This is a genomic window from Alteromonas sp. R7 (genome assembly GCF_055755235.1).
This window is the reverse complement of the sequence record NZ_JBVTQX010000001.1, coordinates 153,482-169,644: the sequence shown is the minus strand read 5'-3', so window position 1 is coordinate 169,644 and position 16,163 is coordinate 153,482. Positions and strand designations below refer to the sequence as shown.

Annotated in this window: 14 protein-coding genes; 9 read left to right on the top strand and 5 right to left on the bottom strand. The window is 46.4% G+C overall.

Going from position 1 to position 16,163, the window contains the following annotated elements; all coding sequences use genetic code 11:
* Nucleotides 1-18 precede the first annotated feature (18 nt).
* From AC0J2X_RS00750 to AC0J2X_RS00740, 3 genes are read right to left on the bottom strand one after another with little or no spacing between them, the layout of a single operon-like run.
* The gene (locus AC0J2X_RS00750; protein WP_014950476.1) at nucleotides 19-360 is read right to left on the bottom strand and encodes an AzlD domain-containing protein; all 342 of its coding nucleotides are present in this window, start codon (nucleotides 358-360) and stop codon (nucleotides 19-21) included.
* A complete protein-coding gene (locus AC0J2X_RS00745) occupies nucleotides 350-1,072 on the bottom strand; it encodes an AzlC family ABC transporter permease (RefSeq protein WP_239239572.1) in 723 nt (240 codons plus the stop codon). Before AC0J2X_RS00745 ends, AC0J2X_RS00750 begins: the two co-directional genes overlap by 11 nt.
* Entirely contained in the window at nucleotides 1,069-1,560 is a 492-nt protein-coding gene (locus AC0J2X_RS00740; protein WP_080589203.1) for a helix-turn-helix domain-containing protein, read from the bottom strand. Before AC0J2X_RS00740 ends, AC0J2X_RS00745 begins: the two co-directional genes overlap by 4 nt.
* Nucleotides 1,561-2,203: 643 nt before the next feature.
* Here AC0J2X_RS00740 and AC0J2X_RS00735 point away from each other — a divergent pair.
* Nucleotides 2,204-3,463 (top strand): MFS transporter, encoded by a 1,260-nt coding sequence (locus AC0J2X_RS00735; RefSeq protein ID WP_061095740.1) that lies wholly within the window; start codon nucleotides 2,204-2,206, stop codon nucleotides 3,461-3,463.
* 60 nt (nucleotides 3,464-3,523) lie between these two features.
* Here AC0J2X_RS00735 and AC0J2X_RS00730 read toward each other — a convergent pair whose 3' ends face one another.
* The gene (locus tag AC0J2X_RS00730) at nucleotides 3,524-3,877 is read right to left on the bottom strand and encodes an RNA recognition motif domain-containing protein (RefSeq protein ID WP_472995677.1); all 354 of its coding nucleotides are present in this window, start codon (nucleotides 3,875-3,877) and stop codon (nucleotides 3,524-3,526) included.
* A 117-nt stretch (nucleotides 3,878-3,994) separates the two neighbouring features.
* Nucleotides 3,995-4,975, bottom strand: coding sequence for a GlxA family transcriptional regulator (locus AC0J2X_RS00725; RefSeq protein WP_069944794.1), 981 nt, complete (start codon nucleotides 4,973-4,975; stop codon nucleotides 3,995-3,997).
* A gap of 139 nt (nucleotides 4,976-5,114) precedes the next feature.
* Here AC0J2X_RS00725 and AC0J2X_RS00720 point away from each other — a divergent pair, with 139 nt between their 5' ends.
* Genes AC0J2X_RS00720 through AC0J2X_RS00685 form a run of 8 tightly spaced genes read left to right on the top strand, consistent with a single transcriptional unit; the run spans nucleotide 5,115 to nucleotide 16,039 of the window.
* Complete coding sequence (locus tag AC0J2X_RS00720) at nucleotides 5,115-6,269, top strand: acyl-CoA dehydrogenase family protein (RefSeq protein ID WP_069944795.1); 1,155 nt, start codon at nucleotides 5,115-5,117, stop codon at nucleotides 6,267-6,269.
* A gap of 12 nt (nucleotides 6,270-6,281) precedes the next feature.
* Nucleotides 6,282-7,274, top strand: coding sequence for an NAD(P)H-dependent flavin oxidoreductase (locus AC0J2X_RS00715; RefSeq protein WP_069944796.1), 993 nt, complete (start codon nucleotides 6,282-6,284; stop codon nucleotides 7,272-7,274).
* A gap of 3 nt (nucleotides 7,275-7,277) precedes the next feature.
* Complete coding sequence (locus tag AC0J2X_RS00710; RefSeq protein ID WP_069944797.1) at nucleotides 7,278-8,891, top strand: acyl-CoA carboxylase subunit beta; 1,614 nt, start codon at nucleotides 7,278-7,280, stop codon at nucleotides 8,889-8,891.
* Nucleotides 8,892-8,920: 29 nt separating this feature from the next.
* Nucleotides 8,921-9,730, top strand: coding sequence for an enoyl-CoA hydratase/isomerase family protein (locus AC0J2X_RS00705; protein WP_069944798.1), 810 nt, complete (start codon nucleotides 8,921-8,923; stop codon nucleotides 9,728-9,730).
* A 7-nt stretch (nucleotides 9,731-9,737) separates the two neighbouring features.
* On the top strand, nucleotides 9,738-11,750 hold the full coding sequence (locus AC0J2X_RS00700; RefSeq protein WP_069944905.1) for an acetyl/propionyl/methylcrotonyl-CoA carboxylase subunit alpha: 2,013 nt from the start codon (nucleotides 9,738-9,740) through the stop codon (nucleotides 11,748-11,750).
* Nucleotides 11,743-13,563 (top strand): acyclic terpene utilization AtuA family protein, encoded by a 1,821-nt coding sequence (locus AC0J2X_RS00695; RefSeq protein ID WP_156086830.1) that lies wholly within the window; start codon nucleotides 11,743-11,745, stop codon nucleotides 13,561-13,563. The genes AC0J2X_RS00700 and AC0J2X_RS00695 overlap by 8 nt, the downstream gene beginning before the upstream one ends.
* Nucleotides 13,564-14,436 carry an SDR family oxidoreductase gene (locus AC0J2X_RS00690; protein ID WP_156086831.1) on the top strand — a complete coding sequence of 291 codons (873 nt, stop codon included), beginning with the start codon at nucleotides 13,564-13,566 and terminating at the stop codon, nucleotides 14,434-14,436. It abuts the gene before it with no gap.
* A gap of 16 nt (nucleotides 14,437-14,452) precedes the next feature.
* Entirely contained in the window at nucleotides 14,453-16,039 is a 1,587-nt protein-coding gene (locus AC0J2X_RS00685) for a class I adenylate-forming enzyme family protein (protein ID WP_156086832.1), read from the top strand.
* The last annotated feature ends 124 nt before the right edge of the window (nucleotides 16,040-16,163 follow it).

Here is a 16,163-nt window from a genome sequence, read left to right as displayed (position 1 = left end):
TAACATCTACGCCCAACGCTAAACCAAAGCGATACCAAAAGCCACACCAAAAGAAAGCACGCCGCAAAACACTGGCAGCCCTAAGCTTTTGAATTTGCGCCAAACAAGCACAGTGACAACAGTGCCTATTGCGGTTGCAATCCAACTCGCCGCTGACGGTGCTTTTGGAATAAGTGACGCTCCTAGCATAGCGGCAATCATTAACGGCCCTAACACGCTTAGCCACGTAGGTAAACGCGCCTCAGTGTTATTGGCCTTGTGTTTATTAAAGTGACGCTGAGTCCACAGCAACGGTACTACGCGCAATGCATATGTTCCGATGGCCGCTACAACAATAGCTATCCAAATATCAACGTGCATGAGATTGCTTCCTTTCAACGTGCGAGGTGAGAAGATAAAAGGTTATCGCACCGCATAGTGCTGCCAGTGGAATTGCAGCGTTTTTAAAGGCGCTGAGAGCCAAGAAGAGAGCCGCCGTCATTGTAACGAACAAGGTAGCGCTCCATAATTTACTTGAGAATTTAGGCGCGAGTAGCACAAGGAAAAGTGCAGGTAAGGCAAAGGGCATCACGCTGTCTAATATTGGCCATTGTTGGGTAAGGGAGTCCCCTGCGATACCGCCAAGCGCTGTCCCTACGATCCAACTAAGCCACGCCACCATCGATACACCTTTAAACCAATCTACCTTTTTAGCATCGTCCATTAGCGGCAAGCGAGTATGGGCTAGCGCAAAAATCTGGTCAGTAAGGCCGTGCATTAAATAGGGCCAAGCTTTACTTTGCGGTAAATAAGGCACCAAGTTGGGCGCATAAACCACATGACGTACATTAACTAATAACGTCATACAAACCGCTAGCCAAAGTGGCGCACCTGATGCCACCATGGCTACCAAAAGAAACTGCGACGCGCCTGCGTAAATGAATATGGAAATTAGCGTGGCTTCCAGCGTAGAAAAACCGGCTTGAACTGCGATCACGCCAAATGAAATGGCTACCGGAATATAGCCACCTAACAAAGGTAACCCGTCAATAACCCCTTGCTTAAGTCCACTTTTTGATGAAAGTTGGCTCATTCCTTTGCCTCTTTGTGATAAACGATTGTGATAAGACATGTCGCCCACTCGTCTCCCGTTTTGTATACGTGGGGCAAATCAGCGTTAAATGCTAAACTTTGACCCGGATGCAGCCATTGAGTATTTCCACTATTCCCAGCTTCCAGAGAGCCGCTAACAACGGTAATCGTTTCTTCTGTTCCTGTGGCGTGAGCTTCTGCCTCTCGAAAAGTATTGGGTGCAACCGACATCCAATAAGCATCAACGTTCGGGATACCTTGTCCTTGCTCAATTAAACGAACTTCTACGCCCTTTTCTCCAACGCTTGCGCTAAGAGGCTGAACTAGCTGACCGAACGGAACGTCTAGTTGTTTAGCTAACCGCCAAATGGTGTCTAGCGTCGGGTTGCCGTTGCCCTGCTCCAATCTTGAAAGGTTAGATTTAGCGATACCTGCCCCTGCTGCCAATTGCGACAGCGAGACACCTTTGTCTTGCCTGAGTTTCTGCAAATGCCTTCCGAGGATGTTGAGCGTTGATTGATTCACACCTTACCAATTTAATGTTGTTCCATTTAAAGAACGTTCTATATATAGAACACCTCAAAGTCAAGAAGTTTGTTTTCAATGGAGGCATAGATACGGCGTTGTGCTCACGCCACGACTGGAATACGTGACAAATGTTAAAAGATGACAAAGTGATGAACTAAAAGGTAACCAATATTTGTGCACAGAAAACAGTCACCTTCGATTTTCTTAAACGCCCATTCGACTTTCTAACGCAAAAGGTCCGACGTGATTTATTAACAAAAGCACTACATTTAAATCGCTGAATTGATTAAGAAACCTTATCAGTTACCGTTACTTGCTATCTGAGCGATGCTACGATCTCTTGCATTAAACGAATACGAAAAGCACGAACCTGTGGGCTGTTGATCATTGCTAAATATTATCGATGATAAGGGCGACTATTCGAAGAGAACCGGCAAACACTCCGTTGAGCCGGTTTTTGCGTTTCATCAAAGCGCTAGTCTGCTGAGTGTCTTTTATCTTTGATGACACACAGACATTGTAAGAATGCACAGCAAAGCTCAACAGCCCCTCGCTAAAACAGCCACTAAGTACGTGATTGAACTCATTGAACAAAAGGACGTTTATGACGAATCAAACTGACAAGATTCTTTCTGACCAAGCCTCTTCAAAGCAGGCATCTTCAGAGCAGCCCTCAGCGTTGGGTGAATACTCACTGGCCACTATAACCTTTTGGCTGGCTTTCGGAACCTTTGTGATTGGTTGCAGTGAATTTGCGGCAATGGGTTTATTACCTTACTTTGCAGAAGATTTTGGCATTACTGAAAATGTCGCCGGTCACGCAATTAGTGCTTATGCCATTGGTGTTGTAGTGGGCGCGCCGCTTATCACTATCTTTTTTTCCAGGCTTGCAAGACGCACCATGCTTATTTCCATGATGGTATTTTATGCTGGCGGAAACTTACTAACAGCGCTAGCGTGGTCAGAATGGACAATGAACATAGCGCGCTTTATTGCTGGCCTACCTCATGGCGCTTACTTCGGCATTGCCATGCTCTTTGCTGCAGACATTGCCGGTAAGAATAAACGGGCGCAAGCAGTCAGTAACGTCATTTTAGGCTTGGCTATTGCCAATATTATTGGTGTGCCGTCAATTAGCGGTATTGGGCAAATGTTCGGATGGCGCACTGGCTTCTTTATTATTTCAGCCTTTGCGCTAGTTACTGCATTAATGGTTTGGAAAACCGCACCGTACCGCGGCCCTAATCCAGATGCCAAACCACTAACCGAGCTTAAAGCTCTGAAAAACAAAGATGTGCTACTGGTACTACTTATGGGCGCGATTGGCTTTGGTGGTATGTTCTCAGTTTATTCTTATTTCAGCGCCTCTTACCTCAATACAACCTCATCACCTGAGTGGGGAATCTCGGCCACATTGCTTATCTATGGCATAGGCGTAACCTTGGGCAATATTATTGCAGGCCGCTATTCTGAAGGCAGGCTACTGACGTCAGCGATTACGTTTCAGGTTTTACTAGGCCTATCAGCTGCAGCTTACGCTGCGTCGATGGGGAATCCATACTTAATGGCAGCATCACTGTTTTTCATTGGTATCGGTGGTGGCATGGTGGTGCCGCTGCAAACAAGGCTTATGGACGTCGCTGGCGAGGCTCAGACTTTAGCCGGCGCCATGAACCATGCGGCTTTTAACACCGCTAATGCGCTTGGCCCTTGGTTGGCAGGAATGACACTGTCAGCAGGTTATGGCTATACATCAACGGGTTGGGTAGGCCTAGCGCTTGCCGGTGGTGGTGTACTGGTGTGGCTGGCCATTGTTATGACTGCTCGCAATACTCAAGTACAAACAGCAACCGTATCTGGTTAAATGAAGGTTTAGCGCTGACAACCTTTGTTGTCAGCGCTTGTTAGTTGTATTCCCTCGGTATTACTCGGCGTCGTTTTCACGATCAGAGTTATTGCAAGAAGCACTTCCCCATACATCTTCGGGAATGTCTCTTTTGGGCGCTGGCGCACTAGCTATCGCTTCAGCCTGCTTCTTCTCTTGATTTGACCACTTAACACGAATTTTCTTACCGTCGATAACTTTGGCGTTAAGTTTTTCAATGGCTTTATCGGTTTCTTCTTGCGTGCTCATTTCTACGAAACCAAAGCCCTTAGATAAGCCAGAAGCCTCATCCATCACCAAGTCGCACGACGCTATGGTGCCAAACTCGAAAAACAAGTCTTCAAGATTTTCTTTTGTAAATGTCTTTGGTAAGTTTCGAACTAATATACTCAAGGTTTTGGCTCTGCTTTAAGGTGGTTTGTTCTGCACCTATTGTAGCACGCAGCAGCATGTTTAATAGGGGTATTAACGGCTCAACGCCAATTGTTGAACAAGCGCCCTAAAACTACGTTAACGCCTATTTGTTGTTTGCTGATAAGTATCTCGCCAGCATGAAACATTCATTCCAAAAGTTCGTTTAAAAAGTCGATTAAAATGCCCTGGGTCTTGATACCCCACTGCCCATGCAATTTCTTCTGCACTCTTATCGCTGTGTTTCAGAAACTCTTTCCCCTGTTCTATTCTAAGCTGTTGAATGTAACCAAGAGGAGTTTCCCCCGTAGCTTCTTTAAACCTGCGTTTAAAGGTGCGTTCAGTCATATTTATGCGCGCCGCCATTTCACCTATGGTCACTTTTTCTGCAAAGTGTATCTCTAACCACTGCTGAATATTTAAAATGTCGTCGTCTTGGTGATAGGTTTGGTGGTTGAGCGACGTTGCTTCCGACGTTACTCCACGGCGAAAGTCTACCAGAAACGCTTGCTCTATAGCCTCCCCCACCGCTTTGCACGACAAACGCGATATTAGAAAAACAATTATTTCTAGTGCAGCATTTAGCCCTGCAGAACAATACAGCTCGCCCGTGGCAGTAATGAATCTATCAGACCTAAGGTTTACTTTGGGAAAAGCTCGCGCAAAGTGTGATTGCTTATGCCAGTGAGTAGTGCCCATTCTCTCGTTGAGCAGCCCTGCCTGTGCGAGAAAAAAAGCGCCTGTGGCTGCCGCCATTATTGGAATACCTTTGCCATGCCACTGCCGTAGCTTTGGGTATAGAGCGGCTTGTTGTGCCAGTAATAGTTCCATGTCACCCCACACACTGTGCAGTATTACCAAATCAGTCTCCTCAATATCAGCCAGTGCACAGTCTGGAGTAATCGCTAGGCCACTAAACGTTGTCGTTGGATTACCGTCTATTGTCACTAACTTCACCGTTATTCCGTTTCCAAGCAGTTTGTGCTGAAGGTCTGAAGCAAATTTCAGCACGTCATGGGTTAAGCCCATGCTAAGCCCCATGGTGTTTTCGCTGGCATATAAGGTTACGTGTTCAAGCATGGTCTTTCCCTGTTCAAGCTCGCTATTTTGATCTCGCCACTTTGGCCCGATTGGCCAATCTATTGTCCCAACTCACACTGTTAACATTATTCTCACAAAATTACTATGAAGTCAGTCACAATTTCGTAGAGATAGAAAAATGCAATTTACTGAAGAGCACAATTCGCTTAGAAAAACCGTTCACGATTTTGTAAATCAAGAGATGGATCCTTTCATTGACGAATGGGAGCACGAAGGCATTGCTCCCCTTCACAGCTTGTTTAAAAAGATGGGGAATTTGGGCCTTTTAGGTATTCAAAAGCCTGAGGCTTACGGCGGCGCTGGCTTAGATTACAGTTACAACCTGGTATTTGCTGAAGAAATAGGCCGAGCGTATGGCGGTTCTATTCCTATGGCTATCGGCGTTCAAACCGATATGGCCACCCCAGCCCTGGCGCGATTTGGCAGTGATGAACTAAAACGTGAATTTTTAGCGCCCGCTATTGCCGGCGACATGGTGGCATGTATTGGAGTGAGTGAACCAGGGGCGGGATCAGATGTTGCAGGGTTGAAAACCTCAGCCCGTACAGATGGTGACGACTTCATTATTAACGGCACAAAAATGTGGATCACGAATGCCACCCAAGCAGACTGGGTTTGCCTGCTAGCAAACACAAGCGACGGGCAAGTGCATGCTAATAAATCATTAATTGTTGTACCCCTTAACACCCCAGGCATAACTATTTCGAAGCCGTTAAACAAACTGGGGATGCGCGCCAGCGACACTGGCCAAATTTTCTTCGATGATGTGCGCGTTCCAAAGCGCTTTTTAATTGGAGATGAAAACAAAGGCTTCACTATGCAAATGATGCAATTTCAAGAAGAACGCATGTATGCAGCAGCTAGTGCGCTGAAAGGAATGGAACGCATTATAAGCGACACCATCGAGTGGGCAAAAGACCGGCACACATTTGGTCAGCCTGTTATCAACAACCAAACCGTCCATTTCAAATTAGCTGAACTGCAAAGTGAAATTGAGGCTCTGCGCGCTCTAACGTGGCAGGCGTGTCAGGACCATATTGAAGGAAAAGATGCCACTTACTTGGCGTCAATAGCAAAACTAAAAAGCGGCCGACTGTGGCGACAGGTTACCGATGGCTGCCTTCAGTATTGGGGCGGTATGGGTTTTATGTGGGACAACCCTGTTGCGCGTGCATATCGCGATACCCGAATATTATCCATCGCTGGCGGTAGCGACGAAATGATGCTCGGCATTATTGCAAAGTACATGGACATTTTCCCTAAACGTAGATAGCGACGTATTTTTATGAAGAACATCGTTCAAGAAATGCTGAATAAGAATATGCGGTTACCCGTAATTTGCGCCCCCATGTTTTTAGTTTCTAGCCCAAATTTAGTGATTAACACGTGTAAAAATGGCGTGGTAGGTAGTTTTCCCGCTTTTAATACTCGCACTCAAACAGCGTTAGATGAATGGTTGACCACCATCACCGCAGCCTTAGATGAAGAAAAACAGGCTAACCCAGCAGCTAAAGTGGCGCCGTACGCTGTGAATCTGGTGGTGCACGCCTCGAACAAGCGCCTTCATGCCGACTTCGAGATAGTCAAAAAGCATAAAGTTCCGTTTGTTATCACCAGCCAAGGTAATCCTAAACCTGTTATTGATGCAGTCCATCAGTGGGGGGGCATTGTTTTTCACGACGTAATAACTGTGGCCCACGCGAGAAAAGCCATTGAAGCAGGCGCAGACGGCCTAATCTTAGTTGCCGCTGGTGCTGGCGGTCACGCAGGAGAGGTAAGCCCTTTCGCGCTTCTGCGTGAAGTGAGAGAGTTTTGGCAAGGCCCACTGGTACTTGCTGGCGCTATTAATGATGGTTACGGAATTAGAGCCGCAGAGATTTTAGGCGCTAATTACAGCTATATGGGCACACGCTTTATAGCAACGAACGAAGCCGAAGTAGACCCTGATTACAAAACCATGTTGGTTAACGCCAACGTAGACGATCTTGTGTTTACTGACACCTTCACTGGCGTCAAGTGTCACTTCTTAAAGCCCTCTATAACTCGAGCTGGCGTAGACTTGGCGTCGATTGAGGGTAAAGAAAATGTCGACTTAGACTTAGGCGGCAGTAACGCTTGGAAAGACATGTGGAGCGCAGGGCATGGCGTAAGTGGAATTCGCTCAGTGATTCCAGTACATAGCCTGATTGAACAACTTGAAGGGGAATACAATAAAGCGGCCACAACGCCATTTTTCAATCACACTGCGGAACATCAGACCGCGCACGCAGGAAGCTAAGTCATGGCCATTCTTCAGTCTAATATTGACGTTAAAAGTACATCTTATAGTAACAATTACGCCGCTATGGAAGACGCCGTTGCCGAATTTCGCACTATCGAGCAAAACGTCATTCAAAACGCGCAAGAAAAAGCACCGCGTTACGAAGAAAAAGGGCTGCTGTCACCACGCAATCGACTCGCCTTATTGCTTGACCCCAACATGCCGTTTCTTCCCCTTTCAACATTATGTGGGTATCTGCAAGAAGGCGACAAAGACGGCAGTGCCGCTGGTGGCGGAGTAATAGCCGGCATTGGTTATGTCGCTAACACTCGCAGTATTGTTATGGTTGATGACTACCTCACTAAAGGTGGCAGCATAACCGAACTTGGTAGCAAAAAGCGGCTGCGCTTGTATCACATTGCACTTCAGCAAAAATTACCGGTAATAGCGTTATCGCAAAGTGGTGGCGGCGACCTTACTTCGCTAGGTGATTGGTTTGGGTTTTCTGCAGCGGGGTTCGCTATGCAGGCTCGCTTGTCGGCCGCAGGTATTCCGCAAATAACGGTTGTGCATGGCAGTGCCACAGCAGGCGGTGCGTATCAGCCTGGACTGTCAGACTATGTAATTATGATACGCAATCAATCTACGGTGTACCTTGCAGGTCCGCCTTTATTAAAAGCCGCAACAGGAGAAATAGCCACTGACGAAGAAATAGGTGGCGCAGAGATGCACAGTGAGGTTTCTGGCGTAGCAGATTTCATTGCTCAGAGCGATGCCGATGGTATTCGCATTGCCCGTGAAGTCACGCAAATGCTGAGCTGGAATAGAGATTTTTCCGAAGCTACTACACCTAGCGATGTTGCTCCTGTTTATACTTCAGATGAGTTACTTGGCATCGTTCCTAAAGACGCCAAGACTCCATTTGATGTGCGTGAAGTCATTGCCCGTATCGCTGATAAATCGGATTTTGTTGACGTTAAACCCGAGTTTGATATGGGCACCGTGTGCGGATACATCACCATTGAAGGGCAACCGTGTGGCGTTATTGGCAACAATGCGCCTATTACTGCGAAAGGCGCAGCTAAAGCAGCACAATTTATCCAGTTGTGTGAACAAGCTGGCACTCCTTTGTTGTTTCTACACAACACCACCGGCTTCTTGGTGGGCACAGAGTCTGAACGCGCAGGCATCATAAAGCACGGCGCAAAACTCATTCAAGCAGTTACCAATGCTACTGTTCCCAAGATTAGCATCGTACTGGCAGGTTCATTCGGCGCAGGAAACTACGCCATGGCTGGACGAGGCATTGAGCCTGACTTTATGTTTTCATGGCCCCGCTCAGTCGTCGCCGTGATGGGCCCCGCCCAAGCTGGTAGTGTGCTGCGTACCGTTGCTCACGCCAAAATGATGCGAAGTGGCAGCGTAGATGAGGAAAAGCTAACCGCACTAGAACAACATACCGTCTCTGTAATGGAAGCTAAATCACGTGCCCTCGCTAATTCTGCTCGCTTGTGGGATGACGGCATTATAGATCCAAGAGATACCCGCTCGATTGTTGCTTTTGTTCTTTCTATTTGCCAGCACGCTAAAACGAAGCAACTTCACCCTACAAGCTTTGGCGTAGGCAGGCTATAGGCCTCAATTTGACTAAAGAGGACAACTGGATGCCCCACTTAGAATCAATGGTATTCAAAGAAATTACCGCACGGCTTACTGACAACGTATTGCACATTCAATTTAACCGCCCGCATAAGAAAAATGCCATGAATTTAACATTGGTTGAAGAGGTTATGCAGTGTTTTGAACGCGTTGAAGATATGAATAATTTACGGGTCGTCGTAATACAGGGAAGCCATGGCAACTTTTGCGCTGGCGGCGATATTTCTGACATGCATTTATCGTCGTTAAGTGAATCTGAACGAGAAGACACTATTTGGCACTTCAATCGTAGTTTTGGTCGCATGATTACTCAAGTAAAACACTCTGCCAAGCCAGTCATTGCTGTGGTTGAAGGCGCGGTACTTGGCGGCGGTTTTGGCTTAGCTTGTGTAGCAGATATAACCATTGCCTGTGACAGCGCCTTTTTCGCACTTCCTGAAACAGGGTTAGGTGTTATTCCCGCGCAAATAGCGCCATTTGTGGCTAGCCGCATTGGGATCGATCAAACAAAAAGATTGGCACTTACTGGTGAAAAGCTAAACGCCGAACAGGCATTGCGCTTGGGTTTAGTGCATGGCGTTTGTCAAACAAACGCCATTTCCGAACAGGTAAACAAAGAGATTGCCCGAATAAAACAATGCGCACCGCAAGCAAACTCAAATACTAAACGTTTGTTATTAGCATTAAATAACACGCCACTTGAACAGATCCTTGACGGCGCTGCTACGGCATTTGTTAAGTCGCTGACGTCTGAAGAAGGGGTGGAAGGAACCCAAGCCTTCATTCAAAAACGCAAACCTTCTTGGTGTGAGTGAACACATTATGACGCGAAATATTCAAAAAATACTCATTGCTAATCGCGGCGAAATTGCCTGTCGTATTATTCGAACCGCACATAAGCTGGGCTTTTTTACCGTTGCTATTTATAGCGAGGCTGACCGCAACGCGCTGCACGTACTGCAAGCTGATGAAGCTGTTTTCGTTGGTCCTGCCGATCCTACATCGTCGTATCTTCACAGTGAAAAAGTGATAAACGCTGCAATTGAAACACAGGCAGACGCTATTCACCCTGGGTATGGCTTTTTATCAGAAAACGCTGACTTCGCACGTGCATGTGAAGACGCTGGCTTAACCTTTATTGGCCCAAACGCAGACGCCATAGCCTTGATGGGTAGCAAGCGCTTATCAAAAATAGCCATGCTGCAGGCTAATGTTCCCTGTATTCAAGGCTATGAAGGCGGCGACCAAAGTGAGGCGGCACTCATAGAAAATGCCAAAAACATTGGCTTTCCTTTAATGGTGAAAGCCAGCGCTGGTGGTGGCGGCAAGGGTATGCGTTTAGTGCATGAAGCCAGTGATTTGGCAGCTCATATTTCTACGGCTCGATCTGAGGCCTTAAACGCATTTGGAAATGACGAACTTATTTTAGAGCGTGCGTTAATTGCGCCTCGACATATAGAAATTCAAATTTTTGCAGACGGCTGCGGCAACACGCTTTATTTAGGTGAAAGAGATTGCTCAATTCAACGCCGGCACCAAAAAGTGATTGAAGAAGCCCCGTCGCCGTTTGTGGATGAGCAATTACGCAAACGCATGGGAGAGGCCGCTGTGGCTGCTGCAAAGGCTTGTAACTACTGTGGTGCAGGCACGGTAGAATTTCTAGTTGATAGCGACAAGCAATTTTACTTTTTAGAAATGAACACGCGCTTGCAGGTAGAACACCCGGTTACAGAGTTAGTAACGGGACTAGATTTAGTTGAATGGCAACTGCGAGTAGCCTGTAAAGAATCGCTTCCCTTCACACAAGAAGACATTCAAATAAGCGGTCACGCCATAGAAGTACGCCTGTACGCTGAAGAGCCGCGCAAAAATTTCATGCCACAAACTGGGAAGGTAAAAGTATGGAAACCTGCCACGAACGCTAGAACCGACCACGGCGTTTATCAGAACATGGAAGTAAGCAGTCATTACGATCCAATGCTTGCCAAGATAATTGTTAAAGCTGAAAGCAGAGCGAGCGCGGTTAGAAAAATGGCGAGAGCGCTTCGCGAAACACAGATAATTGGAATAAATACCAATAAACACTTTTTACAAAATCTTGTGCAAAGCTCAGCGTTCTTGGGAAGCGATGTAACAACGGCATTTATTGAGCAACACGCACAACACGACGACATGAAAGGAAGCCTTTCGCCATCGTTTTCGATATTAGCGAAAGCTGCACTGCTGTTTGCGTTAACACAAAACAAACATGCCAGTGCATTGGTTTATGATAATGCATTAAATAAGCTCACACCCACTTGGCAACACACCATGGGCTTTGCTTACCCCATCATTATTACATGCAACGATGTCACCGCATCAATGACTGTTACGCCTTTCACTAATCACTATCGAATCTGCGACACAGGTACTAAAACAGAAGTAACGCTAACATTATTAGACTTAACGCCACAAAGCCTGGTAGTAGAAGCAGATAAGTTGCGAAGCACGGCCTCATACGCTGCGAACGGTAACACGCTATTTATTGACGATGGCACAGGTCACTTCATGTTTAGCTGCGTAACGCACAGCAAAGTAGATAGCCAAAAAACACAGGGCACAGCGCAAGTGAATGCAGTGATGGACGGTGTCATCGTTGCTCTTCTTGTAGAGCAAGGTGGTACCGTAAATGCGGGCGATACGGTGGCCATTATGGAAGCGATGAAAATGGAACACCCCCTTAAAGCAGCCATAAAAGGTACGGTTCACCTCTCTCCAATTACAGCTGGCGATCAGGTTAAATCTAAACAAACCATAGCCACCATACTTCAAGCCGATGAGGTCATCCATGAATAAAAATAAGGTTCGTATAGGCGGTGCTTCTGCGTTTTATGGTGACAGCCAGCTTTCTGCAAGGCAGCTAGTTGAAAAAGGTGAGATAGATTACCTTGTTTTTGATTACCTAGCCGAAGTAACAATGGCCATTTTATCGCAAGCCAAAGCAAAGAATGAAAAGCTAGGCTATGCCGTCGACTTTATCACCGTGGCCATGAGAGACGTACTGCAAGACTGTGCACAAAAAGGCATAAAAGTGATTGCAAATGCGGGGGGAGTAAACGTGCCGGCCTGTATAGAATCACTTAATGCGCTGTGTGCACAGCTCAACCTAAATTTGAATATTGTAGGCGTGTACGGTGATAACTTGCTTAACGATATGCGCAATGAAACCTTGGCTGAAACTAACACCCATGACCTTGATAATGGCAATGAATTACCCAATGCACTTGCATCGATGAATGCGTATTTAGGTGCACAGCCAATTGCCGATGCGTTAGCCACCGGTGCCGATATTGTGATTACAGGTAGAGTGGTAGACAGCGCGCTCGTGCTTGGGCCCTTAATGCATGAGTTTTCATGGAGCTATGACGATTACAACGCGCTCGCGCAAGGTTCGCTTGCAGGACATTTGCTCGAATGCGGTGCTCAGTGCACCGGGGGAAATTTTACCGATTGGGAGCAAGTGCCCGACTTTTCAGACATGAGCTACCCCATTGCCGAGGTTGAACCAAGCGGCGAGTTTACTATTGTGATCCCGCCAAACACAGGTGGGCTGGTAACAACCTTCACAGTGGCCGAGCAACTGCTGTACGAAATTGGCGACCCTGCGAATTATCTTCTACCCGATGTTTGTTGCGACTTTACCCTGGTATCTTTAGAGCAAATGCATAGCAACGCCGTGCGCGTGCATGGTGCAAAAGGCAAAGCGCCTGGTAACGACTATAAGGTATGTGCAACCTACATAGACGGCTATAAACTTACCGGCGCTTTTTTTATTGCTGGCTTTAACGCAAAACAAAAAGCACTTACCAATATTCATGCGCTAGTAGCTAGAACCGAACGCGCGCTCGAAGAAAAAGGTATGCCGCCTTTTAAAGACACCTGTATTGAAATATTAGGCAGCGAAGCAACCTTTGGCCCCCATGCTAATGCAGAACATACACGAGAGGTAATAGCCAAATTCACACTTCATCACAGTGATAGTAAAGCCCTTTATTTTTGTGCCAGTGAAATGGCGTATTTGGCTACATCGGCTGCGCCTGGTATGGCGGGATTTGGCGCCGGTCGCCCAAAGCCACAACCTCTTATTCGGGTGCACTCGTTTTTAATCAACAAAAATAAGGTTTCGGTTAGTATTCAAAAAAATGACGTCATTGTGGCGCACACTACTTACCAAACTGACGCTACTCCCATTCAATCCCAGAAAGAAGCATGTCGTCCTGAACCGACTCAAGAAGTACAGCTTGAAAATGAGCACTCAGTCTCTCTTCCATTAGTTGAGTTGGTGTGTGCCCGAAGCGGCGACAAAGGTAACAACTTAAACATTGGGGTGATCGCGCGACATCCAAAGCTCTTTCCCTTTTTAAATCGGGCTCTAACTGCTGATATGGTGAAGCAATTTTTTGCTTATTCAGTAAAAGGAAGTGTTTCTCGGTATGCCCTACCTGGCATTAACAGCTTCAATTTTTTACTCACTGATGCATTAGGAGGCGGCGGCACCGCATCTCTTCGCACTGATAGCCAGGGCAAATCAGCAGCGCAAACGTTATTAACCATGCCTATTAACGTGCCAGTGTCGTTGATCCCTTTTACCAAACACAAAGGTGAGTGAATGCCATATCAATCAACGTTAGCAGCAGGAAGTTTTTTAAAGCAAACGATTGTTATAACTGGAGGAGGCAGTGGTATAGGACGGTGTACTGCCCATGAACTTGCCTCATTAGGTGCAACCGTTATTTTGATTGGCCGAAGTGAAGATAAGCTTGTGAACACCACTGCAGAAATCAAAAGCGATGGAGGCACAGCCTGTTATTACACGCTTGATATACGTAGTGAAGATGACGTATCACACACCGTAAACGAATTGCTTGAAAAGCATAAACGCGTGCACGGGTTGGTAAACATGGCGGGCGGTCAGTTTCGCGCCCCACTCTCGCACATATCCCAAAACGGTTTTGAACGCGTTATTCAAACTAATTTAATTGGAGGCTTTCTAATGGCTAAAGCCCTATTCAGTAAGCACTTTAAAAATCATGGCGGCAATATTGTCAACATTACCGCTGACAACAAAAATGGTATGCCGGGTATGGGACATTCTGGTGCCGCCCGAGCAGGCGTTGAAAACCTCACTAAAACCGCGGCGTGGGAATGGGGGTCATTTGGCGTCAGGGTCAATGCTATTGCGCCTGGGTGGGTAGCATCGTCAGGGCTAGACACCTACCCCGAAGATATGAAACACGCTATTCAAAACCTAAAGCACGCGGTTCCGCTAGGACGAATTGCCAGCGAAGCTGAAATCGCTTCTACGGTGTGCTTTCTACTAAGCAAGGGTGCGAACTTCATCACTGGGCAAACACTATTTGTAGACGGTGGTGCCAGCATGGGGTCGGTTCCAGCACTTTTCCCTTTGCAGAACCTTCACCAGCCTGCCAGCGAAACGTGGGATGGCTTCCACAGAAGCATTACACCTAAGGTTTTGCGTTAACGACAAGGACACAAGCATGAGAACACAACAGTTAGAAAGAAACTTGGTAGAACGCGTAGCCATGGGAGATTTAATGCGCAGGCGCGCACGAGATAGCGGCAGTTTGCCTGCACTAGTCGACTTTTATCACAATGAACGCCGTACCGTAACCTATAGCGAGCTCAACAAAAAAGTTAATAAATTAGCCAATGCGCTGATGCGTGAAGGCATTAAACAAGGCGATAAGCTGGCGATGTTAGCGGTAAACCAGATAGATGTTGTTGTTACTTACTTCGCCTGCTACAAACTGGGCGTTATTGCAGTGCCTATTAACTTTATGCAAAGCGTTGCCGACGTGACCTTTAATATTGAACACAGCGGTTCCAAAGTAGTCGTTTTCGACCCTCTACTCTCAGATCTTGTGTTTGCAAGCACTAATAATAATGACGACATACATTTCACCATTCAGTTAGGCCAAGATAAGGGCAAGGCAACGTTCGCATTTGAGCCCTTTATCAAAGAGCATAGCGACACAGAAATTGAAGACAGGATAATAAACGACAGAGACACAGCCCACATGATTTACACGTCTGGGACCACCTCAAAACCCAAAGCGGTTGAAACATCTCACCTTTCACTAACCATTGCAGCACTTACTGCGGCAATAGAACTAGAACTAAGCGCACAGTGCAAAATGTTACTCGTTCTTCCGCTATTTCACTGTACCGCCCTTTCAATACTCTACCCTACGTTTTTAAGAAGTGGATGCTGTACGCTTCACGCTACATTCGATCCCATCCAAATAGCGAACAGCTTAGAAAGTGAGAAAATAGAAACGTCTGTGCTTTTACCTATGATGTGGAATGCATTAATGGCAACAGATAACTTTCACGAACGAAATCTTAGCGACTTTAAATTAGCCATTTACGGTATGGCGCCAATGAGTGAGCAGAATCGTCAGCAAATTCGCGATGCTTTTGGCTGCAAAGTCCACTTAGGCAGTGGGCAAACAGAATTTAGCCCTGTTTCTAGTTTGTTCAAAGACGGATGTGAAACTGAATTTGCAGAGGGTAACTACTGGGGTGTTCCCCTGTGTTTTAACGAGCAAGCCGTAATAAATGAGGAAGGTGTAGAAGTGGAACAGGGCGAAACAGGTGAAATAGTGTGGCGAGGCCCGCAAGTTATGAATGGATATTATAAAAATAAAGACGCCAGCAAAGCCGCATATAAATTTGGTTGGCACCACACGGGTGACTTAGGATTTATCGATAGTAAAGGCCAACTAATGTTTATCGATAGGGTAAAAGATACCATTAAGTCTGGAGGAGAAAATGTGTCATCTCAAAAAGTAGAGCAAACGCTTTGCTTAATGAAAGAAATAGAAGCTGCAGCTGCTATAGGAGTGCCTCATCCTCACTGGGGTGAAGCGGTTTGCGCATGCATAGTGGGTAATGACTTAACACAAGAGATGTTGCCAGCCATCAATGCATTTTGTAAGGAGAAGCTTGGCAAGTTTGAAGTACCCAAACATATATTTATTTGCGACGCACTACCTATGACAAGTACAGGGAAAATTCGCAAAGTAGAGCTAAGAGAACAATACAAGAACTTTTTTATGCAGTGAGTAAACTAAAAGTGGGTATTCCATAATGATGGTTTACCCACTTCAGCACGCTCACAAGAAAAAAAGAGAGGCCATTGCTTTAAGAGACAATAGGCAAGCTTGCTTACACCCCCTATTTCTGGGT

Excerpts from the sequence above, each read along its gene's own strand:
- AC0J2X_RS00735 (WP_061095740.1), top strand. The coding sequence starts at position 2,204 with ATGACGAATCAAACTGACAAGATTCTTTCTGACCAAGCCTCTTCAAAG.
- AC0J2X_RS00695 (WP_156086830.1), top strand. The coding sequence starts at position 11,743 with ATGAATAAAAATAAGGTTCGTATAGGCGGTGCTTCTGCGTTTTATGGT.
- AC0J2X_RS00750 (WP_014950476.1), bottom strand. The coding sequence starts at position 360 with ATGCACGTTGATATTTGGATAGCTATTGTTGTAGCGGCCATCGGAACA.
- AC0J2X_RS00690 (WP_156086831.1), top strand. The coding sequence starts at position 13,564 with ATGCCATATCAATCAACGTTAGCAGCAGGAAGTTTTTTAAAGCAAACG.
- AC0J2X_RS00745 (WP_239239572.1), bottom strand. The coding sequence starts at position 1,072 with ATGAGCCAACTTTCATCAAAAAGTGGACTTAAGCAAGGGGTTATTGAC.
- AC0J2X_RS00725 (WP_069944794.1), bottom strand. The coding sequence starts at position 4,975 with ATGCTTGAACACGTAACCTTATATGCCAGCGAAAACACCATGGGGCTT.
- AC0J2X_RS00710 (WP_069944797.1), top strand. The coding sequence starts at position 7,278 with ATGGCCATTCTTCAGTCTAATATTGACGTTAAAAGTACATCTTATAGT.
- AC0J2X_RS00715 (WP_069944796.1), top strand. The coding sequence starts at position 6,282 with ATGAAGAACATCGTTCAAGAAATGCTGAATAAGAATATGCGGTTACCC.
- AC0J2X_RS00705 (WP_069944798.1), top strand. The coding sequence starts at position 8,921 with ATGCCCCACTTAGAATCAATGGTATTCAAAGAAATTACCGCACGGCTT.
- AC0J2X_RS00700 (WP_069944905.1), top strand. The coding sequence starts at position 9,738 with ATGACGCGAAATATTCAAAAAATACTCATTGCTAATCGCGGCGAAATT.
- AC0J2X_RS00720 (WP_069944795.1), top strand. The coding sequence starts at position 5,115 with ATGCAATTTACTGAAGAGCACAATTCGCTTAGAAAAACCGTTCACGAT.
- AC0J2X_RS00685 (WP_156086832.1), top strand. The coding sequence starts at position 14,453 with ATGAGAACACAACAGTTAGAAAGAAACTTGGTAGAACGCGTAGCCATG.